The organism is Natrinema saccharevitans, assembly GCF_001953745.1.
Classification (GTDB): domain Archaea; phylum Halobacteriota; class Halobacteria; order Halobacteriales; family Natrialbaceae; genus Natrinema; species Natrinema saccharevitans.
In genome coordinates, this window is record NZ_LWLN01000001.1 from 924,738 (window position 1) to 945,717 (window position 20,980).

The 20,980-nt window shown below is 63.0% G+C and carries 22 protein-coding genes; 13 read left to right on the forward strand and 9 right to left on the reverse strand.

Annotated elements, in window-relative coordinates:
- Window positions 1-47: 47 nt before the first annotated feature.
- Entirely contained in the window at window positions 48-683 is a 636-nt protein-coding gene (locus A6E15_RS04770; RefSeq protein WP_076144222.1) for a helix-turn-helix domain-containing protein, read from the reverse strand.
- An 86-nt stretch (window positions 684-769) separates the two neighbouring features.
- Between A6E15_RS04770 and A6E15_RS04775 the strand changes: the two genes are divergently transcribed.
- Complete coding sequence (locus tag A6E15_RS04775; RefSeq protein ID WP_076144224.1) at window positions 770-1,669, forward strand: ribonucleotide-diphosphate reductase subunit beta; 900 nt, start codon at window positions 770-772, stop codon at window positions 1,667-1,669.
- A gap of 74 nt (window positions 1,670-1,743) precedes the next feature.
- The gene (locus A6E15_RS21650) at window positions 1,744-1,878 is read left to right on the forward strand and encodes a DUF7128 family protein (protein ID WP_277612879.1); all 135 of its coding nucleotides are present in this window, start codon (window positions 1,744-1,746) and stop codon (window positions 1,876-1,878) included.
- Window position 1,879: 1 nt separating this feature from the next.
- On the opposite strand, the gene A6E15_RS04780 is transcribed toward A6E15_RS21650, so the two are convergent.
- Both A6E15_RS04780 and A6E15_RS04785 read right to left on the reverse strand, forming a co-directional pair.
- The gene (locus tag A6E15_RS04780) at window positions 1,880-2,125 is read right to left on the reverse strand and encodes a DUF7508 domain-containing protein (RefSeq protein WP_006649357.1); all 246 of its coding nucleotides are present in this window, start codon (window positions 2,123-2,125) and stop codon (window positions 1,880-1,882) included.
- Window positions 2,125-2,556, reverse strand: a complete 432-nt coding sequence (locus A6E15_RS04785) for a DUF5796 family protein (RefSeq protein ID WP_076144225.1) — start codon at window positions 2,554-2,556, stop codon at window positions 2,125-2,127. Before A6E15_RS04785 ends, A6E15_RS04780 begins: the two co-directional genes overlap by 1 nt.
- A 255-nt stretch (window positions 2,557-2,811) precedes the next feature.
- On the opposite strand from A6E15_RS04785, the gene A6E15_RS04790 reads away from it, so the two are divergent.
- Both A6E15_RS04790 and A6E15_RS04795 read left to right on the forward strand, forming a co-directional pair.
- Window positions 2,812-3,684 (forward strand): shikimate kinase, encoded by an 873-nt coding sequence (locus A6E15_RS04790; RefSeq protein ID WP_076144228.1) that lies wholly within the window; start codon window positions 2,812-2,814, stop codon window positions 3,682-3,684.
- Window positions 3,681-4,004: a chorismate mutase gene (locus A6E15_RS04795; protein ID WP_076144230.1), complete on the forward strand. Its 324-nt coding sequence runs from the start codon at window positions 3,681-3,683 to the stop codon at window positions 4,002-4,004. Before A6E15_RS04790 ends, A6E15_RS04795 begins: the two co-directional genes overlap by 4 nt.
- Before the next feature lie 363 nt (window positions 4,005-4,367).
- On the opposite strand, the gene solA is transcribed toward A6E15_RS04795, so the two are convergent.
- The 3 genes from solA to A6E15_RS04810 all read right to left on the reverse strand — a co-directional run bounded on the left by solA (window position 4,368) and on the right by A6E15_RS04810 (window position 10,129).
- The gene (gene solA / locus A6E15_RS04800) at window positions 4,368-5,519 is read right to left on the reverse strand and encodes an N-methyl-L-tryptophan oxidase (RefSeq protein ID WP_076144232.1); all 1,152 of its coding nucleotides are present in this window, start codon (window positions 5,517-5,519) and stop codon (window positions 4,368-4,370) included.
- Window positions 5,520-6,014: 495 nt separating this feature from the next.
- Window positions 6,015-8,516 (reverse strand): efflux RND transporter permease subunit, encoded by a 2,502-nt coding sequence (locus tag A6E15_RS04805; protein ID WP_076144235.1) that lies wholly within the window; start codon window positions 8,514-8,516, stop codon window positions 6,015-6,017.
- A 2-nt stretch (window positions 8,517-8,518) separates the two neighbouring features.
- Window positions 8,519-10,129 carry a COG1361 S-layer family protein gene (locus A6E15_RS04810; protein WP_076148189.1) on the reverse strand — a complete coding sequence of 537 codons (1,611 nt, stop codon included), beginning with the start codon at window positions 10,127-10,129 and terminating at the stop codon, window positions 8,519-8,521.
- Window positions 10,130-10,381: 252 nt separating this feature from the next.
- Between A6E15_RS04810 and A6E15_RS04815 the strand changes: the two genes are divergently transcribed.
- Together A6E15_RS04815 and A6E15_RS04820 are read left to right on the forward strand one after the other, a co-directional pair.
- The gene (locus A6E15_RS04815) at window positions 10,382-10,996 is read left to right on the forward strand and encodes a TetR/AcrR family transcriptional regulator (RefSeq protein ID WP_076144238.1); all 615 of its coding nucleotides are present in this window, start codon (window positions 10,382-10,384) and stop codon (window positions 10,994-10,996) included.
- Between the two features lie 480 nt (window positions 10,997-11,476).
- On the forward strand, window positions 11,477-14,029 hold the full coding sequence (locus A6E15_RS04820; protein ID WP_175607208.1) for a BGTF surface domain-containing protein: 2,553 nt from the start codon (window positions 11,477-11,479) through the stop codon (window positions 14,027-14,029).
- A 442-nt stretch (window positions 14,030-14,471) separates the two neighbouring features.
- Here the strand turns inward: A6E15_RS04820 and A6E15_RS04825 are convergent, their stop codons facing one another.
- A complete protein-coding gene (locus A6E15_RS04825; protein WP_076144243.1) occupies window positions 14,472-15,797 on the reverse strand; it encodes an FAD-dependent oxidoreductase in 1,326 nt (441 codons plus the stop codon).
- Window positions 15,798-16,036: 239 nt separating this feature from the next.
- Here A6E15_RS04825 and A6E15_RS04830 point away from each other — a divergent pair, with 239 nt between their 5' ends.
- The 4 genes from A6E15_RS04830 (at window position 16,037) to A6E15_RS04845 (ending at window position 18,298) form a co-directional block, all read left to right on the forward strand.
- Window positions 16,037-16,324 (forward strand): DUF357 domain-containing protein, encoded by a 288-nt coding sequence (locus A6E15_RS04830; protein ID WP_066297147.1) that lies wholly within the window; start codon window positions 16,037-16,039, stop codon window positions 16,322-16,324.
- Between the two features lie 214 nt (window positions 16,325-16,538).
- The gene (locus A6E15_RS04835) at window positions 16,539-17,516 is read left to right on the forward strand and encodes a transcription initiation factor IIB (protein WP_076144245.1); all 978 of its coding nucleotides are present in this window, start codon (window positions 16,539-16,541) and stop codon (window positions 17,514-17,516) included.
- Window positions 17,517-17,619: 103 nt separating this feature from the next.
- Window positions 17,620-17,799 carry a DUF7836 family putative zinc-binding protein gene (locus A6E15_RS04840; RefSeq protein WP_076144247.1) on the forward strand — a complete coding sequence of 60 codons (180 nt, stop codon included), beginning with the start codon at window positions 17,620-17,622 and terminating at the stop codon, window positions 17,797-17,799.
- Window positions 17,800-18,058: 259 nt separating this feature from the next.
- Window positions 18,059-18,298, forward strand: coding sequence for a UPF0058 family protein (locus tag A6E15_RS04845; protein WP_006179697.1), 240 nt, complete (start codon window positions 18,059-18,061; stop codon window positions 18,296-18,298).
- Between the two features lie 116 nt (window positions 18,299-18,414).
- Here A6E15_RS04845 and A6E15_RS04850 read toward each other — a convergent pair whose 3' ends face one another.
- Window positions 18,415-18,891 carry a DUF555 domain-containing protein gene (locus A6E15_RS04850; protein WP_076144249.1) on the reverse strand — a complete coding sequence of 159 codons (477 nt, stop codon included), beginning with the start codon at window positions 18,889-18,891 and terminating at the stop codon, window positions 18,415-18,417.
- Window positions 18,892-19,018: 127 nt separating this feature from the next.
- Here A6E15_RS04850 and A6E15_RS04855 point away from each other — a divergent pair, with 127 nt between their 5' ends.
- The 3 genes from A6E15_RS04855 (at window position 19,019) to A6E15_RS04865 (ending at window position 20,709) form a co-directional block, all read left to right on the forward strand.
- Window positions 19,019-19,900: a DNA-3-methyladenine glycosylase family protein gene (locus A6E15_RS04855; RefSeq protein WP_076144251.1), complete on the forward strand. Its 882-nt coding sequence runs from the start codon at window positions 19,019-19,021 to the stop codon at window positions 19,898-19,900.
- 120 nt (window positions 19,901-20,020) lie between these two features.
- Window positions 20,021-20,335: a DUF3784 domain-containing protein gene (locus tag A6E15_RS04860; RefSeq protein ID WP_076144254.1), complete on the forward strand. Its 315-nt coding sequence runs from the start codon at window positions 20,021-20,023 to the stop codon at window positions 20,333-20,335.
- A gap of 95 nt (window positions 20,336-20,430) precedes the next feature.
- Window positions 20,431-20,709, forward strand: a complete 279-nt coding sequence (locus A6E15_RS04865) for an acylphosphatase (RefSeq protein WP_076148191.1) — start codon at window positions 20,431-20,433, stop codon at window positions 20,707-20,709.
- A 70-nt stretch (window positions 20,710-20,779) separates the two neighbouring features.
- Here A6E15_RS04865 and A6E15_RS20790 read toward each other — a convergent pair whose 3' ends face one another.
- Window positions 20,780-20,938, reverse strand: a complete 159-nt coding sequence (locus A6E15_RS20790; protein ID WP_175607174.1) for a hypothetical protein — start codon at window positions 20,936-20,938, stop codon at window positions 20,780-20,782.
- Window positions 20,939-20,980: the final 42 nt, after the last annotated feature.

Genomic DNA, 20,980 nt, shown 5'->3' on the forward strand with positions numbered 1-20,980 from the left:
TTCGTTTCGCGCCGGAGGCCTTGAGAATTGCCCCCTCGGAAGCGCCCTCACAGCGCGTTCTCGAGCAACCGATCGATCCCGCGTCGGATCCGCTCGGAGGCCGACGGTGCCGAGATCCCCAGTCGATCGCCGATCTCCTCGGTGGAGGCCGCCCGCGGGACGGTGAAGTAGCCCGCATCGCGGGCCTCGACGAGGGCATCGTACTGTTCGCGCGTGAGCCCGAACGGCGGCTCGTCGGCACCCGACTCTCGGGTGAGCCGCTCGAGTTTGAAGTCGCCGCCCCGCTCGGTACAGAACGCCCGGTATTCGGCGAGTGCCTCCCGGTCGGGAAACCGGGCACGTGCCCACCAGCCGTCGACGGTTACGATCCCGCCTAGCGGCGTCGTCCCGAGTTCGACGTACTTTCGGTAGATCGGCAGCGGCGGGTCCCGGAGCCTGATTCGGTACATCGCGTCTTCTCCGCCGACGCCGTCGATCGTCTCGGCCGTCTCGACCGTCGGATCGTCCGCGAGCGCCGCCGAAAACCCCTCGTCGTCGCCGATGACGCGACAGAGGACGACCGGCCGATCGGGGTCGACGACGAGGATCCGATCGATATAGAGCGTCACGTCCGGGACGACCGCGACGGCGTCCGTCAGGGGCATGTCCGGCGAGTTATGCTGGAACTCCGCAATGAGACCCATACGCCGCGTTCGATCCGACTATACTTAAACGCCCTAACTCATAAGATACAGTCTCATCGGGAACCGACGCATATGTTCGGACACGCATGAGCGCTGACGAGCCGGCGATGCAACTCGACACGGGTATTCGCTCGCACAACTACTACCGGAACGCGGTCGAGAAACACTGGGACCCCCACGAGGTCGATCTCGAGGCGGACCGCGAGGGAGCCGCCGAACTCCCCGAGCCGGCCTTCGAGGGGCTCAAGCAGTCGCTCGCGCTGTTCGGCGCTGGCGAGGAGTCGGTGACCGAAGACCTCGCGCCGCTGGCCGTCGTCCTCGAGGACATCGACGACCAGCTGTTCCTCACGACCCAGCTCTACGAGGAGTCGAAACACACGGACTTCTTCGACCGCTACTGGCGAGAGGTCATCCACGCCGAGGAGAAGCGCCGCGGGCAGGAGCTGTCGTCGCCGACCGACGAGAAGTGGTTCAACGAGCCCTACGACGAACTGTTCGAGCGCAACGAACGGGCGATGGCACGGCTGCTCGAGGACGACACCCCCGAAAACCGCGCGCGTGCACACTGTCACTACCATCTGACGATCGAAGGGATCCTCGCCCAGACCGGCTACTACGGCCTCACGCTTGCCTACGGCGAAAACGAGCCCGAACTCCCCGACTTGCCGGGGCTGGTCGAGGGGCTCAAACTGGTCCGCAGCGACGAGGGTCGTCACGTCGGCTTCGGGATGGCCAAACTCAAGTCGCTCGTGAGCGACGGCGAGGTCGAGCCGGACCTCCTCCGGGAGACGGTCGACGAACTGGTGCCGCTCGTCCAGGAGAGTCTGGCCGGTGACGGCGGTGCAAGCTCCGAGAGCGGCCCCGGCCCGAGCCCGTCCGAACTGGCCGATTACGCCTACACGAAACACGAACAGCGCATGCAACAGATCACCTCCGCCAGCGAGAAGATTCCCGACGTCGAGGAACTGACCGAACTCGAGAACTGACGCCGTAGACGCCGGTCCTCGCCGGCGGGGGACTCGGAGCAACGCCTTTTGTCGTTCGCGTTCCACCGTCACACATGGTCGTCCAGACGGAGCGCGACGACGCCACCTGGTACGAGTGCGAGACCTGCGGGATGCTGTTCGACGAGAAGGCAGACGCCGCCGAACACGAGAAACACTGCGACGACAGCGATCCGTCCTACATCCAGTAGGTCACTCGAGCCGGTCGCGATGCTCGGCGGCGAGTTCCGCGGCCCGCTCGAGCGTGTGGGCTTCGGTCCAACGGACGCGGTCGCCGTCACCGTAGGCCAGCGCGCTCTTGAGTTCGTCCCGGAGGACGCCGTGGTCGACCGCCAGTACCGTGCCCGATCCGTCGCCGAGTTCGTAGACGCCGGGCCGATCCGGGGCGGCGGCGACCGCGTCGCGATCGAGGTCGCGCCAGGACTTCTGTAGCGGCATCAGTCGGCCTCCTCGACGAGTTCGTAGGCGTGTTCGCTCATCTCGTCCTCGGCGAAGACGAACACCCGGCCATCGACGAGCGAGGGGTCGGCCTCGACGCGGATCGAGTAGGCCTCCGTGGCGACGGTCACGCCGGGGAACAGCTCCTCCTCGTCGTCGCGATCGAGCATCACGCGGCCGACGCCGGTCGACTCGAGGATGTCGTCGTGGGTGTTGCGGTCGTTGACGTAGGTCATGACGCCCTCGACGCCGTCGGGATCGGTCACGAGGACGTGGACCTCCTTACCCGGGGGCGTCGTCACGGCGTCCTCGACCGGTTCCGGCGGCCCGTGGTAAAAGACCTCCCGACCGTCGTGGTACTCGACGACGACGCCGCCGTCGACCAGATCGACGCCGATCGTGCTGGGGGGGACGTCGTTGCGCGCGCTCATAGACGCCCGTTCGGTCGGATCGGGGAAAAGAGGTGCGTTCCGTCGCCCGTCCGTTCGGCCGCTCGAGGCGTTCGCGCACGGGGTGATCGAGACCGCTCGAGAATCTGCCCGCTATAGTAGCCGCTGAAAGTCATTGCACACCTGATCGCACGACGGCGCTGCGATCAGTGTGTGAATCGTTTCAGCGGCTACTATAGCCCGGCGCGTAGCCACGAGACCGTCAGCCGTAAGTACGCCCTCTGAGAGAGTTCGAGTATGGACGGCCGCGCTGTCGCACCCGCAGCCGGGACGGTACTCAACGCGCTCGCGACCGGCACCGGGTCGGCGTTCGCGATCGACCTCGAGACGACGGCCAGCGTCGAACTCACGGGCGACGGCGACGTCGTCGGCGAGGTCGCCGGCCGGCCCGAGGCCGATACGACGCTCGTCGAGCGCTGTGCCGAACTGACGATCGCCGAGTACGCGGACGCCGCGGGACTGGACGACGCCACCGTCGGCGCTCGCGTGACGACCGAGAGCGACGTGCCGATGGCCTCCGGCCTGAAGAGTTCCAGCGCCGCCGCGAATGCGACGGTACTCGCGACGCTTTCCGCCCTCGAGGTCGCGGACGCCGTCGAACGCATCGAAGCCTGCCGGCTCGGCGTCCGGGCCGCCCGCGACGCCGGCGTCACCGTAACCGGTGCCTTCGACGACGCCAGCGCCAGCATGCTCGGCGGCGTGACCGTCACCGACAACACGGCCGACGCCCTGCTCGCCCGCGAGGAGATCGACTGGACGGCGCTCGTGTACACCCCGCCCGAACAGTCCTACAGCGCCGACGCCGACGTCTCGGCCTGCGAGCGGGTCGCGCCGATGGCCCGACTCGTCGAGGAACTCGCGCTCGAGGGCCGCTACGGCGAGGCCATGACCGTCAACGGCTTCGCGTTCGCCGCGGCCCTCGAGTTCCCGACGGGACCGATGCTCGACGCCCTCCCCGACGCCGCCGGCGTCTCGCTGTCCGGCACCGGACCGAGCTACGTCGCCGTCGGGGAACGGGACGCGCTCGAGACCGTACAGGAGCGCTGGACCGACCGAGACGGACGGACGCGGCTACTGCAGACGCGAACCGACGGTACGCAACGACTATGACTCGAGAGCCAACCGACAGCGACACCGACGACCAGAACCGCACGCCCGACGAGATGAGCCTGGACGAACTCCGCGAGGAGATCCGCTCGATCGATCAGGAGATCGTCGAGCTGATCGCCCAGCGGACCTACGTCGCGGACACGATCGCGGCGGTCAAAGACGAGCAGGGTCTGCCGACGACCGACGAGACGCAGGAACAGCAGGTCATGGACCGAGCGGGGGATAACGCCGAACAGTTCGATGTCGACGCGAACCTCGTCAAGGCGATCTTTCGGTTGTTGATCGAACTGAACAAAGTAGAGCAACGGGAGAGCCGGTAGGAGAATTCGGCTGTTTCAGGGGCTCTAAAGCTGTTCGAATTGCAAAAATATTCTTCCCGTAGTTGCTCTTTCGTTCCCGAATTGGTGAACGATAGTGTAGATTCGTCGGTGCCACGAACACTGATTCAAAACGGAATCTTGCAGTGAGTGATCAAATATTTGGTAAATTTGTTCACGAGGTAGTTTACTGCTGGAGATCGCTACTCGGTCGATCCGTATCGATAATCGGCTTCAATAGTCAGTTAGATAACAGAAGTCGCGTGCTGCATACAGAGGGCATATCGAGCAAACGCACACTGCCATCACCTCGTTTGCTGTCAGAACGAGCCGGCTGATTTTAAGCAACTTGTCTCGATCCTCGGTTTAAAATCGGTCAGCTGCGAAGCGATCTATCGGATGGTCGGTCTCGTCGTTGATTGCTAAGTCAGCGAGAATCTCACCGACGACACTCGAGAATTTGAATCCGTGTCCACTGAACCCACAGGCGACGACGACGTTCTCATACGTAGGGTGGTGGTCGATTATGAATTCCTCATCGGGCGTGTTCGTGTACAGACAGGTCGACAGCGTCATCGGTGGCCCATTCGCAGTTGGAAGGCCGTGAGCCAACCACTCTCGGAGGGCGGCTTCGTCCTCGTTTCGAGGCTCGCGTTCCATCTCGTCTGGATCGACGTCTTCCCCGAGGTGATAGTGTTTCCCGACTTTCACGCCTGGGACGTGGAACTGCGGGAAGCCGTAATAGAGGTCATCCTCGTTGCGTTCGACGACATAGACTGGCATCGACTCGGGCTGGAACTTCACAGGAGCCGCTGGCTGGAACCAGCCGAGCACTTGCCGCTGTGGCTGAAGTACGTCAGCGAGTTCAGGTAGCACTTTTGACGCCCACGCTCCTGCAGCGATAACTAACTTTTCGGCCGTGTAGGTGTCTCGATCCGTTGAGACGCGTACCGACTCATCGGTGGCTTCCCACTCGGTCACTCGCTCGCGTGCGTGGATCGTTCCGCCCTCGCGATGGGTCGCGTCGACTTGAGCGACGATGCACTGCTCTGACCACAGAAAGCCACCCTCCGGTTGGTAGACTCCCACGAAATCATTTGGAAGGTCGAATCCCGAGAATCGCTCGTTGATTTGGGCTGCATCCAACCGTTCGTATTCGAGACCGTGGGTCTGGCACGCCTCTTGGGCACCAGTGACGGTCTCTGAATCGGGACGACCGAGAGCGAGTGACCCCTGTGTGTGGAGTAATGCTTGGTCGTGTTGTGCTTCGAGATCGTCCCAGAGCTCGTACGCCCGGTTGAGTAGCGGTACATAGTCGGGATGCTCGTGGTACGCTTTTCGGATGATTCGGGTCACACCGTGTGACGACCCCATTGTGTGTGGAATGTCGTATCGCTCGAGCCCGAGAACGTCGACCCCTCGTGCGGCGAGGTGGTGCGTTGCGGCGCTTCCCATCCCTCCAACACCGACGACGAGCACGTCGTAATCGAACTTGGTCTCGGAGTTCAGTTTGCTCATGATACTGCATCCAAGAACGCTCACTTGAAATCTACGGTGTGACCAATCCGCTTTCAATTCTCACCAGCCTCCCGGCACCGGGGTCGGAGTTGGTGCATTTGCGCAGTGTATGCAGCACAGATTCTGAAACATATCACCGATTGATGGATTCAACAAGGTCCTCATGTTCACTATCGTCGTTTCTTTATATATGGTTTCGTTTCGAGGTCTGTAACGACTGATATCGGCTTCCTTGAATCCATAATATCCTATTTTCCTCGAGAATCCATCATGGGTTTTATCTATCTGAACAAGGTCGAGCAACGCGAGAACCGCTGAAGGACTGTTTGTCCGACGCCGTGTTCAGCCCAGTTTCATGAGCCGTTCGCTCAGTCGTGTTCCGAGAGCGAGCCGAGTACGGTTTTCGAATGGCGCGCACCCACACAATCCGATGACGAGATCAGTCGTGGGTGACCGGCACTCGCGTCCAGCGGTTGTGAACGGGACGGCGAAAGCCTACCACGGAACACCACCGATCGGACCGAACCGTCGCTCGAGACGGTCCCAGACGACGATCGTCGACGGCAGTATGACGATCGACGTGAGATAGGCATAGAGGACGCCCATCGCGAGTAGGAGGCCGAACTCCATGATCATCGGGATCAGCGCGAAGTAGAGGACACCGAGACCGCAGACGGTCGTGAGCATACTCCCGGTCAGGGCGCCCCCGGTACCGCGAACGGTCACCTGTAGTGCGTCGTGGACATCGGCACCGGACTCATATTCGTCGACGAACCGGTGCATGAAGTGAACCGTGTAGTCGACGCCGAGCCCGATCGAGACCGACAGGATCGGCGCATTGAACGGCGACAGCGGAATATCGAACAGCCGCATCGAACCCGCAAGCATCGCGACCGTCACGAGGACCGGGACGAGGTTGATCACGCCGTAGATCATCCGCCCCTCGAGCCACCGGTAGGAGAGCATCAGGAAGACGGCGGTGAGAACGAACGCGACGACCAGACTCCGCATCGCCGACTCGGTGATCCGGTCGATGACGGCCTGATTGACGACCATCGTTCCCGTCGCCGTCGCGTCCATGTTCATTCCGTCGGCGACCGTCCTCGCGGCCGCCGTCGCCTCGGCCTGATCGGCGTCGGGATCCACCTGATACTCGATGCGCGTGGCGCTTCGATCGCTGGTCACGTACTGCGGGCCCTCGTCGCCTTCGAGCAGTTCGTCGTAGACCCGGTCGACGTCCCGGTTCGGCAGTCCGTTCCCGTTCGAGTCGGTTCGCTTGACCGTCGCCGCGAACTCGGGATCGGTCTCAGCCCGTTGTTCCGTGACGCTCACGATGCTGGTCGCCTCCGCGCGCCGGTCGGTCTCCTTGAACGCATCCGGTGGGTCCTGTAGCGCGCGATCAACCTCACGGAAGGCAGTGTTCGATCTGACGTCCGGATCGTCGACGTAGACCGTCACCGACTCCACGAACCCCTGATCGAAGTCCTCCTCGAGGTAGTCGAGAACCGTCAGGAACGTGTACTCACCTGGCTGGAGCGGCCCCGGGAGCCGTTCGTACTGATCGAGTCGGTCTTCGTCCGGGAAGAACGCCTCCTGGGAGAACTCGGAGTCGACGCCCGTCCCGTAGCTGGCCGCAACGCCGCCAAAGAGGAGCGCAGTCACGAGGACGACGGCGGGGGCGACCTTCGCAAGCCTCGTTCCAACGGGGAGAACGCGACCGAGTACGGAGTCGTCGTTGCCGAGCGGGGTCGAGCCGAACGCCGGGAACCGAGTCCCGTCCCGGAGCCGGTCCAGTCCGACCTTTCCGGCCGGCAGGAACACGGCGAAGATCAGGAACGTAAACGTGATTCCGACCGAGGCGACGATGCCGAAATCGCGAAGCTGCGACAGCGAACTCGTCAGGTTCGCGGCGAACCCGATGACGGTCGTGAGGGTGACGATGATGAACGCGCCGGACATCTGGCCAGTCGTGATACCCATCGCGTCGCCGATCGCCGCACCCGTGGCGCGTTCCTCGCGGTATCGATTGATGATGTGAATCCCGAAGTCGATGCCGACCGCGAGCAACAGCGGGAAGACCGTGATCAACGAATCCGAGAACGGAATCCCGGCATGGCCCATGAACCCGAACGTCCAGACCATCGTCAGCAGTAGCGAGACGAGGCCGAGTCCGAGATCGATCGGATCCCGGTAGGCCACCAGCAGGAAAAACAGGATCAAGACGAGCGCCGCGGGGAAGACGACCATCGAGGTATCGCCGAGCAACTGCAGCATCTCCTCCTCGATGATTGCGTCGCCGAAGACCACGACGTTGTCTCCCGACTCGTAGCCGTCGATCTCGTTGGCCAGTTCGACGGTTCGGCTCTGTAGCTCAGCGGTATCGTCGGTATCCGCGTTCGGCGGTACGTCGTACGTCACCGCGACCTGAGCGACGTCCGCTGCGGCCGACTCGCGGGTGAAGTCGGTACTTACCGGGAGACCCGCCGTCTCGTCGGCGTCCGCGATCGCCGCCTCGAGTTGGCGCGGTGACGCGCGCTCGATGGCACGGTACTGCGTCTCCGGCGTCGTCGCACTCGGGTCGAGTTGCCGCGCCACGAGCGACGCCGGACTCGTCGTCGACGCGACCCGAAGTCCGTCCTCGTTTTCCGCCCGTTCCTGGAACTCGAGCATCCGGAGAAGGTTCGGTTTCGAGAGGGCGTTCCGGCCGTCTTCCAAGAACAGGCTCGCGGTCGCGTTGCCCTCGTCGCGGGCGCCGCTCTCGAAGTCGGCCTGCATCTCCTCGTAGGCCTCCTGTTCCTCGAGTCCCTCGGTGAACTGATCAGTGCCGGCCTGTTGCTCCCCGCCGCCACCGATGCCGCTGGCGAGCAGCACGGTCACGACGGCGAACGCGAGGACAACTTTCAGGGGATGTTCGGTGATCGCCGTCTCTAGCCGGTCCGTCAGTGACGGCTCGTTCTCCCCCGGGTCGTCGTCGCGGAACGCGTCGATGTCCGGCATCGTCAGTCCTGTCTATACCAGAGGGCGACCCCGATCGTACTCACGGCGAGTGCGACGAGTATCCCGACGACGACCGAGGGGGTCCCCCCGCCGTCGTCCTCGCTGGCCGTGACCTCGATCGGATGCTGATAGGTGTCCGAGAGAACCGACTCGCCGCGTTCGGTCTCGTACTCGAAGTCGAGTTCCACCGGATGCGTCTCGACGGTCGCGTCCTCTGTCGCCTCGATTTCGAACCGGATCTCCGCCGATTCGCCGGGCTCGAGCTCGTCGACGAACGCCTCGTCGTCGGGCGCGTCGAGCGGATCGTCGGCATAGAGTCTGGCGTCGATGTTCGAGAGCGTCGTCGGCCGCTCGTTCGTGATCTCGAGGACGGCGTCGCTCGAGTCACCCTGACTGACCGAGAGTCCGTCGTCGGCGATCGAGAACTCGTCGCGTCGCTCGTCGACGACCACCCGCTCGGAGATCGGGCCGTCGGTCAGCGTCGCGTCTCCGCTGCCGGTGTACTCGACCGTAAAGCGAAGCTGACGCGCTCCCGGATCGCCCTGCCCGCTGACGTCGGTCGGGTAGCGGAACTCGGTGGATTCACCCGCTTTCAGTTCGGGGAGCGCGTACCGGGTGTCCTCGACGAACAGCGACTCGCTCATCGGTTCGACGATCAGGACCGCGTCGTCGACGTTTCGGGGGCCGTCGTTGACGACTTCGCCCGTGATATCGCCCTCGTAGCCGACCGAGAGCGACTCGTCTACGTTCCGAATCGAGAAGGACTGCTCCGCAGTCGGTGCCAGGGTCGTTCGCACGGGTTCGGTGGTCCGCTCGATGCCGGCTCCGTCCTCGTAGGTGAACGTTGCCTCGAGGGGCTTGTCCGTCGCGCTGGCAGTATCGGCGATCGCGGCTTCGACGGTCGTCGTCGTCGACTCGTTGGGCGCGAGGTCGCCGATCGCATTTTCGCTGGTCCCGCCGCCGATCGTCACGCCGCCGAAGCCGGCGACGGACACGCGCGTGTGGTTCGCGGGCTCGCCGCCCGTGTTTTCGATTTCCATCGTCACGTCGCCGCTCGATCCGGGGGCGACGTCGGCCGCGACGGTCGAGACGTCGAATCGGGGTTCCTCGGGAACGGTAACCCGGAGATCGAGCGTTTCGGACTTCTCGAGTCGCTGCTGGGAACTCGAGGCGTCCGAGACGCGGTTCGTGTAGGCGTACTCGACGTCGACCTCGATCTCGTGGGTCCCGGACTCGACGTCCTCGGGGACCTCGATCGCGAGCGGGGCCGTCGCGATCGCGCCGTCTTGAATCGGCCCGACCGCCACCTCGCCGCCGGCCGCCTCGAAGGGGCCGGCGTCGTCGATCTCGGCGGTCACGCCGCGGGCCGTGAGGACCCGGTCGGCCTGCGCGCCGGTGTGGAGGTCACCGTCGTTTTTGATCTGGACCTCGAGTGTGGTCTCGGTGCCCGGCGTCACCTCGGGGTTCGCGTCGACGAGCTCGAGGTCCGGTTCGCCGCGGGTCAGTTCGCCGCCGGTCTGTTCCTGTGCCACCGCGGCCGTCGCGCCGAGGGGGGCCAGGAAGCCGACGACCGCGATCGCCGCCAGCAGCGCCGCGAGTCGACCGTCGCTCACGGGGACCACCCGTCGGGCGTCTCCATCGCGGTCGTCGCGTCGGTCGCGGACGGCCGGTGAACGTGTTCGCAAACGTGATCGTTACTCATTGCTTACAGTCCGGGAGCCGGGGGCTATAACCTTTTTGAATGAATATTCAATCGAACCGGTTATGGCCCCCGGCAGAGACGGTCGGAGTATGCAATCGTCCGTCGCGACCGCATCGGCCGAGCGCAGCCGGTCGTCGGCGCGGGATTCACGGGGTGGCTCGGCGTGACCGTCGACGTGTTCGACGATCCGACCGACACCCGCGAGGAGATCCTGGCCGCGACCTACCGCTGTCTCCGGGAGCACGGCTACGCGGACCTGACGATCGAGAAGATCGGGACCGAACTCGAGCGCAGTCCCTCGCTGATCTACCACCACTACGAGGACAAGGACGCGCTGGTGCTGGCCTGTCTGGAGTACCTGCTCGAGTACTTCGAAGGCGAGCTCGGTCAGGAGGGGATCGAGGACCCGCCGGCCAGGCTCGAGGAACTGCTCGAGTGGTGGCTCGGAGCGGAGGTCGACGACGAGTGGGCCGGGTTCGTGACGGCGATGTTCGAACTCCGGACGCAGGCGATCCACGACGCGGCCTACCGGGAGCACTTCACCCGGAGCGACCGGCTGTTCCAGGCGTCGATCGAGGCGGTCCTCCGCGCGGGCGTCGAGAGCGGGGACTTCCGCGAGTGCGATCCGGCGGCCGTCGCGGCGACGGTTCAGGCGACGATCCTCGGGTCGGTGTTGCGGCGCTCGAGCACCGACGACGACGCGTGGCTGGACGCGGTCCGCGACGAGTTACAAATTTATCTCGATTCGCGCGTGTACGGGACGTCGACGTCGGAGTAAGTGACTATTGTCCGGATATTCTGTTCGGCTCTCGGTAGCGCGTGCGAATCCGGCGACACCGTTCAGTGAGTTCAGGACAGCTCGAGAGAGTTGATGAATGTCGGTACCGAAATCTCAGGCGGGTGAATTCTGCCGAATATTGGCCGTACGAAACCCCTCTTGTGACCGAAGGTAGCGGACCGGGACGGACAGTCAGATGCGCATACCAATATCACGGCAATTGCGGGAATCCCGATTACCGGTTGCGATTAGTACAGTTTTACCGGATGACGACAATCTGATGAGTTTCCAGAAAGCTTATTACTGGATGCTTAATATATGTCTAATACCCCTACCCGGTGTGAGTCCCCAACCGGCAACCGTGCGGTGGCACGTCGGTGACGACTCGCACTCCTGAATCGTGCGCTAACCAACCGAAATACAACGATAATACAATACTAAATGACAAACGACACAACCTATCGCCAAAAGGGTCGTGCAGTGATCCTGGCCGCGCTTATGGTTCTCTCAGTAGTCGCTATGTCCACGGCCTTCGTGGGTGGAGCGGCTGCAGCCGAGAACGCAAGCTTCGAAAACGAAGATGGTGACAGTCAAGCCATCTACTACGAGGGACAGACGCTCGTTATTACGGGATTGAACGACGGATCTGAATACACGATTCGGTCCGCTAGCGGCTTCGACACTGATGGAGTCGCTGAGGACGACGAGTACCAAGACGTATTCACTGCTTCCGGCAGTGAGTATGAACTCGACACGAGCGGATACGAGTCGGGATATTACTACATCACTGGTCCGAACGACGGAGGAACTAGTGACGAAGACCGATCCTTTGAACTCCAGCCGATGGAGTTCCGTACCCTTGAGTTCGATGAGAGTACAGTCGACGATGACGAAGCTGTCGACCTCGACATCGACACCAACCGCGGTACGTACAACCTGAACGTCAGTGCTGATGGTCTCGAAGACGAGGATCTTCAGAGTATCTTCAATGAGGAGGAGAACGAAGGCAGCTTCGAGACTTCATCGTACGAAGATGACGATGAGGTTATCGAACTCGTTGATGTCACTGATTCCGAAACCCATCGCGCAGACTTTGACGGTATCGACACCGGTGAGTACAACTTCACGTTCGAATCGACCGACACGAGCGCTGAAGCAAACGCTAATATCGAAGTGACTGAGGCAGGCGACGCCTCGCTCAGCTTCGACGGCGAAACTATCGAAACGCGAACGAACACGGCAGAGATCCCTGTCGAACTCGAGAATACCGACACGGGCTACCTCCGTATCGGTACGATGGACGACGCTGGCTACGAAGCCTACCTCGAAGTTGTTGATGATGACAGTAACGAGGACAGTACTGGCGAAGTCATCGTTGAGATGGATACCATCGGCGCAATTGGCGATGGAGAAGGTTCTACCTCTGTTGTCGGTGGCGAGGACGCCTTCACGGCAGCTGGCGACGACGATAACGTTAACATCGTGACTGTCGACGAAGGCAGCGCGAGTGGCGAACTTGGGACAGGTGACTACCCAATTTCGCTCTCGACCGAGATTCCTGATGGTGGATTCTCCGACTCTATCACGGAGACTGAACGTGAGGTCTTCGACGATGCTGAGGAGGATACCTCGTATCTGACCCTCGAGAACCGACAGTCGCTCGATCAGGACGCTCTCACGTTGTACACCGCACCTTCCGGTGACGACCTTGACGACATCGTCGACGGTCTTGACGATGATGAGACCGTTAGCGATGTGATTGACAACGAAAACCTCACTGACACTAGTTCCATCGCAACGAGTGATGTGACTAGTGCTGGTGATGGCATGCTGATCGGCCTCGAAGCCGACAGCCTCCACACCTACTTCGAAGATGGTGACCTCGCTGATGGTGAGGACTCATTCAACCTGACAATCGAAGGAGAGGACAGTGGTCCGAACGCTGATCCGCCGGTTTGGACTACTGGTGACGCCACCGATACTAAAGAGCACGACATCAGCGAATACGTTGAAATCGTTGGTTCGAACCAGTCTGAAGGAGTCGTACTCTTCAACGTCGACTACACCACTTATAACGACGAGAATGATCCTGACATCGACATTGACGAGACCTACGATGCCTCGTTCAATGTTGATTATGAGTGGAAATACGCGAGCGAAGAAGCTGACGACAACGAAGAGGACGAACAGGCAACTGACTCCTTCGACCTCGAAGAAGTCGAGTTCGACCTCGACGACAGCAACGAGGAGCTGCCCGCCTCCGCGACGGCGACCGTGACGGGCGACACCAACCTCGCACCGCACACGGAAGTCAGCGATCGTCTGCGCTCACCCGGTAACTTCACGCAGTCCGAAAACACGTACGTTACCGAGGACGGTACCTTCGAGATCGGTCACGATCTCAGCGAGTACTCGGCCGATATCAACTATGACCTTGATGTTGAGTCGGACTCCGGGACCTCTGCTAGTGCCAGTCTCGAGGGAACCACCATCGCTGGTGAGGAACTCCAGTCCGTCGACTACGACGTCTCCACTAGCCCGTCCGAGCCCGTCGTGGGCGACGACGTGACCGGTACGGTCGAGGCCTCCAACCCCAACGCGGACGCCGAGGTCTCCGAGGACGTCACCTTCACCTTCGACGGTGAAGAACTCGTTAACGACACCGTCACCATCGAAGGCGACTCCTCGACCACGATCGTCGACGGCGCGACCCTCCTCGAGAACGCCTCCGCTGGCGACTACGAGTGGGAACTGACCGCTGACGGCGAAGTCGTCGAAGACGGCACGCTGACCGTCGAGGACCCCGACAAGGGCGACGGTTCCGACGGTGACGACGGCTCCGACGGTGACGACGGCTCCGACGGTGACGACGGCTCCGACGGTGACGACGGCTCCGACGGTGACGACGGCTCCGACGGTGACGACGGATCTGACGGTGACGACGGCGGAGACGGCACGCCCGGCTTCGGTGTCGGCGTCGCTCTCGTCGCACTCCTCGGCGCGGCCATGCTGGCCCTGCGCCGCCAGAACTAAGCCGTAGAACCACCGGCTCACGCCGGCCTCAATTTCCGCGGTTTTCTTTTATCGAACGCTACACCGACCAGCGACGGGTATTGCGCGCTCGAGTCGGACGGCCGTTCGCCGGTACCGATCGAACGACGACGCCGACCGCTCGACATCGAGACAGCGCCACACGCATGCTGGTCTCAGCGGCGGCAGTGAGCCGATCGGCCGGCGCTTCGTCTCGGCTCGAGGGACGACGCTCATCGTGTCTTCACTGCCGCCGGGAGTAGCTGCGTCGGCGCTCACGACAGCGCTGGACATCGCTGACCGGCGGTCAGCAGCGCAGCGCAAACGTGAGAGACGACTGCAAACGGTCGATGGCCGGTGATCAGAGTGGAATCGAACGCGTCGTCAAAAGAGCGACCGGGCTCGATCGACCGCAACCGTCGCGGGACCGATACGACGCGCGAGTTCAGTCGTCGGCCGCGGCGGGTTCGGCTTCTTCGGCCGTCGACTCGGCGCGCTCGAGATCCTCTAGATACTCGTCGGCGTCCAAGGCGGCTTTCGAGCCCATACCGGCCGCGGTGACGGCCTGCTGGTAGTGGTAGTCGACGACGTCGCCAGCGCCGAACATTCCGGGGACGTCGGTTTCGGTCTGGCCGCCGCCGTCGCCGCCTTTCGTTTTCAGGTAGCCGTCGGCGTCGGTCTCGACGCCGGTGTCCGCGAGGTAGTCGGTGTTTGGGGTGTGGCCGATCGCGAAGAAGACCGCGCCGACGTCGAAGTCGAACTCCTCGGTTTCGGGGTCCTCGAGGCGGTCGGTGGGGTGTCCCTGCTCGTTTTCGACGAGAGTAACGTGGTCGACGCCCTCCTCCTGAGAGCCGTAGATCTCGATCAGTTCGGTGTTTTTCATGATCTCGATCTCGCCCTCGTCGACTTTCTCCTGGACGCGATCGACCCAGTAGTCTTCCGCGCGGAACTCCTCGCGGCGGTGGGCGATGTAGACGGTGTCGGCGAACTTCGTGAGGAAGGTCGCTTCCTCCATGGCGGCGTCGCCGCCGCCGACGACGAGCATGTCCTCGCCGCGGAAGAACGCGCCGTCACAGGTCGCACACGTCGAGAGTCCGTAGCCCATGAGTTCGTCCTCGCCGGGGATGCCGAGCGTGCGGGCGCTGGCACCCGAGGCTGCGATGACGGCGTCGGCGGTGTATACGTCGCCGTTTTTCATCTCGACGCGGAAGGGGCGGCTCGAGTCGTCGACCGACTCGATGATGCCGTTTTGTAGCTCCGCGCCGAACTGTGTGGCCTGCTCTTTCATGTTGTTGACCAGTTCGGGGCCCCCGATGCCGTCGGGGAAGCCGGGGTAGTTGGCGACGTCGGTGGTCAAAGTGAGCTGCCCGCCGGGCTCGTCGCCCTCGATGACCAGCGGCTCGTTGTTCGAGCGGCCGGCGTAGATGGCGGCGGTGAGGCCGGCGATCCCGGTGCCGGCGATGATCAGTTTGCGGTGTTCGACGATCTCGTCGCCGCTCTCTTCGGTGACGCCCAGTTTCTCGTCGAGTTCGCCGGTCTCGTTCAGTGCGGCGGTGTCGTCCCAGCCACCGATGAGTTCGTCGTCGATGAACACCTCGGGAGCGGTCTGGCGGCCGTCCGCACGCTCGACCATCTCCTCGAAGCGGCCCTCGTCGTCGGTGACGTTGTACGTCTCGTACTCGATGCCCTTGCTGTCGAAGAGGTCTTTTGCCTTCTCACAAGACGGACAATCGGCCTTCGTATAAATCTCGACGCGTGGCTGGTCGCTCATGCGTTCCGGTTGGGGCAGAACGCCTAAACCGCTTGCGTTCTCAGCAATCGCTCCCGCTTGCTACGACGGCCCTGAGCGCGTTCAGGGCCCCGCTCGAGTGATTTCCGGGACGTGACTCATACGGAGAGCTCGCGGGAGACAGTGGTCGGAACCCCCGCCGACGCGTCGACCGTTCGTCGTTCGGAAGACCGGATCGAAGAGGCGACGCACTTACGGACTCGAGCGACGAGAGGTCGGATATGGCCGCCGATCTCGAGGAGAAGACGAACCGGTACGGGGAGTTGCTCGCGGAGGCGCTCGAGGAAGCGACGATCGCGCCGCCCGAGGGGACACCGATGGCCGAGGCGGCCGCCGACTGCTACGAGATGGCGGCGTCGTATCTGGACGACGGCAACCACTTCCGGGAGCACGACGACCTCGTCAACGCTCTCGCGTCGTTTTCGTACGGACACGCGTGGCTGGACGCGGGTGCCCGTGTCGGGCTGTTCGACGTCCCGAGAGAGGGCCATCTCTTCACCGTCGAGTAGCGATCCGGGCCGCCCGATGGCACTCGATCTCCGGCAAGGTAACCCACACGATTAATCACTATGTAACCGAAACCCATATAATAGAAAATACGGTTAGTTTATAAAGTAGGCGAAACATTTATATGCGTTTCGGCCTTACCCTATGTTAGCCGAGGCGACCGGGTTTCTTCTGGTTACCCCACCCGGGAGCCCCGAGTAACCCACCCGATACACAATGACAGATACGAGCATCCGAACCTATACGAACGAGCGGGAGACCGAAACCGAGGAAGAGACCGCGGTATCCGACGAACAGGAACACTGCCCCGAGTGTGGCGGCCGACTGGTCTCGGACGACGAACACGCCGAAACGGTCTGTACGGACTGTGGCCTCGTCGTCGAGGAAGACGAGATCGACCGCGGCCCCGAGTGGCGGGCCTTCGACGCCGCCGAGAAAGACGAGAAGTCCCGCGTCGGCGCGCCGACGACCAACATGATGCACGACCAGGGGCTCTCGACCAACATCGGCTGGCAGGACAAGGACGCCTACGGCCGCTCGCTCTCGAGCCGCCAGCGCCAGAAGATGCAGCGCCTGCGCACCTGGAACGAGCGGTTCCGAACCCGCGACTCCAAGGAGCGCAACCTCAAGCAGGCGCTCGGCGAGATCGACCGGATGGCCAGCGCGCTCGGCCTCCCCGAGAACGTCCGCGAGACTGCAAGCGTCATCTATCGGCGCGCCCTCGAGGAGGATCTGCTGCCGGGTCGCTCGATCGAAGGCGTCGCCACGGCGTCGCTGTACGCCGCCGCCCGACAGGCCGGCACGCCCCGCAGTCTCGACGAGATCTCGGCGGTCAGCCGCGTCGAGAAGATGGAACTGACCCGCACGTACCGCTACATCATTCGGGAACTCGGCCTCGAGGTCAAGCCGGCCGACCCCGAACACTACGTGCCCCGCTTCGTCAGCGACCTCGATCTCTCGGACGAGACCGAACGCATGGCGCGCGAACTGCTCGAGTCCGCGCGACAGGAGGGCGTCCACAGCGGCAAGTCGCCGGTCGGCCTCGCGGCCGCCTCGGTCTACGCTGCCGCCCTGCTGACCAACGAGAAGGTCACCCAGAACGAGGTCAGCGACGTCGCCAGCATCTCCGAGGTCACCATCCGCAACCGCTACAAGGAGCTACTCGAGGCCTCCGATACGGCCGCACCCGCGTAAGCGCTTCCGACCGTCATCTGTCAGGCCGGTTCGAGGCGGGTGGTATTCTCGACCGTCCGAAACTGCGGCAACGCTTTTCTGTCCCCCAGTGAAAGGGAGTCACATGGATACGACGACCGTCCAGTTACTGTGTCCCGAATGTACCAAAGACTGGCAGGTCTCCCCGGGCGAACTCCCCGCAGCTGCGGAGATGTTCCACTGCCCGAACTGCCATGCCTCCCACCGGACCGCCGAGTTCATGCGGACGGATCGCGACCTCCAGACACTGAAACAGCTCGGCTAGAAGTACCGGCTGTTCCCGCCGGCGTTCTCCGAGTAGTCACCGTTTAACTCTCCGTAGTCAGCGTCTCGGAACTTGGGGAGAAAGAAATGATTACGGCGAGAAAGGCGGTTCTACCCCGATCCCTGCACGTGATTACGTCATTGTAGGTGAGCCGTTCGAACCGTACCGGACGATGACAGACCGTTCGACTGCCACGAGCCGCGTGTTAACGCAACTCAAGATAATAATATAACCCTGCAGTGGGTAGGACTGCATGGTTATGAAGAAGCAGGAGCTCATTCACCTTCACGGCCTTCTCGCGGAGGTATCGAACCAGTGCGCCGAGTGGGACAACTGTCAGATCGATCTCGAGAAATACGAAGCCAAAGGGATCCGACCGACATCCATCCACAAATCGAAGACCGACCACAAGGCCGCTGTTTTTGCACTCGCCGGGGGAATCACGAAGAACATGCGTGAGGAAGGGGAGCAGGAAGCAGTCGCCGCTACTGCCGACTGAGTCACTCGTCGTATCCTCCGACCGTCGCAACCGCTACCCGACGAGATCTATCTCTCGGCTGTCGACGAACCGCTCGAGAACCACGACTGCCGTTCGAACGGGTCAGAAACGAACGACTACTCGACTAGATCCTCGAACTCGGGGAGGATTTCCTCGTCGTCACTCTCGTCCTCGTCGGCGTCAGTCGACGACTCGATGGCTTCGCCGTCGGCCGACTCGGTCCCGGCTGATCCGTCCGTTTCGTCTTCGGCGTCTTCGTCTTCGAGGACCTCGATTTGTGTGACCTCGAGCGGAATGTTCTCGAGGCGTTGACCGATCTCCTTGCGCGCGATTCGCGAGGCGTGTTCCTCGCGCTCGACGTTGAAGACGGTCATCTCCAACTCGAGCGCGACGAGTGCCTCGTCGGCCGCGATGAACGCGGGGGGCAGTTCCTCTCCGGACGGAGAGGTGCGTTCGCCCATGTTGATCTCGACGTAGTTCAGGTCAGGGTTCAACATCTCGCCCGTCTTCGAGATGGCGATACGGATCGCCTCGTCCGGCGTTTCGACGTCAAACACCGGCACGGCAGCTTCGACGACAACCCTGCAATTCATACCTAGACATTGTGTGGCCTACAGTAAGAAGGTTCGCCCGACTGTGGAGTGACGGACACACGCTTGCGTACTGGGTCAGCCGGCCGGTTCGAAAGGCAAAAGCCCACCCCCGCGAAGGCCCCAACGAATGGCGACGGGCACGATCGAACTCGCGGAACTCGCCGGTGGACTCGATCTGTATCGGACGCTCGAGAGCGGACAGAGCTACCTCTGGCGACGCGAGGACGGCGAGATGTACGGCGGCGACCCCGCGCCCGGCGCGTGGTACTCGACGGTCGTCGACGGCGACGTGATCCGCGTTCGGCGTCGCGACGATCGCCTCGAGTGGGAATCGACGGCCGACGCCGAGCAGACCGTCCGGCGACTCCTGCGACTGGACGACGACCTCGAGGCGATTGTCGCTGCCGGGCCGGACGATCCCTTACTTCGGGAGGCTTACGAGGCCCATCGCGGGCTGCGTCTCGTTCAGGACCCGCCGTTCGGAACGCTGATCGCCTTTATTTGCTCGGCGCAGATGCGAGTGAGCCGAATCCACGGGATGGTCTCGGCGCTGGCTCGGGAATACGGCAGTTCGATCGCCTTCGACGGCGAGACCTACGACGCGTTCCCGACGCCCGCGCAACTGGCGGCCGCGACCGAGGCCGATCTCAGGGACCTCGGATTAGGGTATCGCGCCCCCTACGTCGTCCGGACCGCCGAGATGGTCGCCGACGGCGAGGCGCATCCGGCCGCGGCCCGCGATCTCGAGTACGAGGCCGCCCGCGAGTACCTGACGCAGTTCGTCGGCGTCGGTGAGAAGGTCGCCGACTGCGTTCTGCTGTTCTCGCTTGGCTTCGACGAGGCCGTCCCGCTCGATACGTGGATCAGGTCGGCGATCGAGGAGTACTACCCCGACTGCGATCGGGGTTCCTACGCCGACACGTCTCGAGCGATCCGAGACCGACTCGGCGGGGAGTTCGCGGGCTACGCCCAGACGTACATCTTCCATCACCTCCGAACCGGCGAGTGACCGGTCGGTCCTGCTGGCCCGGCGAGTAACGGCTCGAGACCGCCGATCCGGCGAGTATCGATCACGCAACCGGGACCGATGTTCGGAAGAATTTTGTGAGATCCGTGTCAATTGTTCGGTATGGTCACGGACTCGGTCATCGGTCTCCTCGTGGCTGCGGGGTTCGTCGGGACGCTCGGGGTTCTGATCAAGTACGTCGGCGCGGTCCGGTTGATCGCGGGCTACGATCCGGACCGGGTGACCGACGAGGAGGGGCTGGCGGACTTCATCGGCACCAATACGTTGTACGTGGCGGCGCTCGTTCTCCTCGTCGCCGCCGTCGAATACACGGATTCGTTCGGCGGCTCGGACGCGGTCTGGATCGCGTTCGCCGTCGGCGTCGTCGTGCTTGCCGCCCGGATGATCGTCGGCGCTCGCCGCTACGAAGCGTCCTAGTAGACGTAGGCGGGGCGGTTCCGACGCGTCGTCGTCGCGTCACTCGCCGGCCGACCGGCCGCGGATTTTTGCCCGTCGCGCTCGAGGGCACGAACATGGCCGACCGCACCCGCGCACACGTTTTCGTCTCCGGAACGGTACAGGGCGTCTACTACCGCGCGAACACCCGTGACACGGCCCGGGAGAACGGCGTCGACGGCTGGGTCAAGAATCTCGAGGACGGCCGCGTCGAGGCGGTCTTCGAAGGGCCCGACGACGCCGTCGAGGCGACAGTCGAGTGGTGTCACACGGGCAGCCCCGCCGCCGAGGTCGACGACGTCACGGTCGAGTACGAGAATCCGCGAGGCGAGGACGGGTTCGAAATCCGGTACTGAGCCGTCGTTGGCAGTACCAGTCGAGAAAGCTGTTCTCCTTCGCGGCCGCTTCGGTCACGCCGGTGTCGATTCACCGACGCAGGGTTCGGATTGCGACCGCGACGTACTCGACGAACGACGCGGTCGGCGTTCCGGGCAGATAGATGTCGGGGTCCGGTTGTGCGAGCGGGGGGTCGGGAAAGTCGTCGTCGGCGCTGTCGATCGAGTCGGTTGCGTCGAGCGCGTTCATGTACGCAGTACGGGTCGGGGGAACTTATGAGTTCACAACTCT

What these genes read in the sequence shown, in the direction of transcription:
- A6E15_RS04860 (WP_076144254.1), top strand. Translation starts at nt 20,021, where the DNA reads ATGGTCACGGACTCGGTCATCGGTCTCCTCGTGGCTGCGGGGTTCGTC.
- A6E15_RS04865 (WP_076148191.1), top strand. Translation starts at nt 20,431, where the DNA reads ATGGCCGACCGCACCCGCGCACACGTTTTCGTCTCCGGAACGGTACAG.
- A6E15_RS04785 (WP_076144225.1), bottom strand. Translation starts at nt 2,556, where the DNA reads ATGAGCGCGCGCAACGACGTCCCCCCCAGCACGATCGGCGTCGATCTG.
- A6E15_RS04845 (WP_006179697.1), top strand. Translation starts at nt 18,059, where the DNA reads ATGAAGAAGCAGGAGCTCATTCACCTTCACGGCCTTCTCGCGGAGGTA.
- A6E15_RS04825 (WP_076144243.1), bottom strand. Translation starts at nt 15,797, where the DNA reads ATGAGCGACCAGCCACGCGTCGAGATTTATACGAAGGCCGATTGTCCG.
- A6E15_RS04805 (WP_076144235.1), bottom strand. Translation starts at nt 8,516, where the DNA reads ATGCCGGACATCGACGCGTTCCGCGACGACGACCCGGGGGAGAACGAG.
- solA (WP_076144232.1), bottom strand. Translation starts at nt 5,519, where the DNA reads ATGAGCAAACTGAACTCCGAGACCAAGTTCGATTACGACGTGCTCGTC.
- A6E15_RS04790 (WP_076144228.1), top strand. Translation starts at nt 2,812, where the DNA reads ATGGACGGCCGCGCTGTCGCACCCGCAGCCGGGACGGTACTCAACGCG.
- A6E15_RS04850 (WP_076144249.1), bottom strand. Translation starts at nt 18,891, where the DNA reads ATGAATTGCAGGGTTGTCGTCGAAGCTGCCGTGCCGGTGTTTGACGTC.
- A6E15_RS04835 (WP_076144245.1), top strand. Translation starts at nt 16,539, where the DNA reads ATGACAGATACGAGCATCCGAACCTATACGAACGAGCGGGAGACCGAA.
- A6E15_RS04795 (WP_076144230.1), top strand. Translation starts at nt 3,681, where the DNA reads ATGACTCGAGAGCCAACCGACAGCGACACCGACGACCAGAACCGCACG.
- A6E15_RS04830 (WP_066297147.1), top strand. Translation starts at nt 16,037, where the DNA reads ATGGCCGCCGATCTCGAGGAGAAGACGAACCGGTACGGGGAGTTGCTC.
- A6E15_RS04855 (WP_076144251.1), top strand. Translation starts at nt 19,019, where the DNA reads ATGGCGACGGGCACGATCGAACTCGCGGAACTCGCCGGTGGACTCGAT.
- A6E15_RS21650 (WP_277612879.1), top strand. Translation starts at nt 1,744, where the DNA reads ATGGTCGTCCAGACGGAGCGCGACGACGCCACCTGGTACGAGTGCGAG.
- A6E15_RS04840 (WP_076144247.1), top strand. Translation starts at nt 17,620, where the DNA reads ATGGATACGACGACCGTCCAGTTACTGTGTCCCGAATGTACCAAAGAC.
- A6E15_RS04770 (WP_076144222.1), bottom strand. Translation starts at nt 683, where the DNA reads ATGGGTCTCATTGCGGAGTTCCAGCATAACTCGCCGGACATGCCCCTG.
- A6E15_RS04780 (WP_006649357.1), bottom strand. Translation starts at nt 2,125, where the DNA reads ATGCCGCTACAGAAGTCCTGGCGCGACCTCGATCGCGACGCGGTCGCC.
- A6E15_RS04775 (WP_076144224.1), top strand. Translation starts at nt 770, where the DNA reads ATGAGCGCTGACGAGCCGGCGATGCAACTCGACACGGGTATTCGCTCG.
- A6E15_RS20790 (WP_175607174.1), bottom strand. Translation starts at nt 20,938, where the DNA reads ATGAACGCGCTCGACGCAACCGACTCGATCGACAGCGCCGACGACGAC.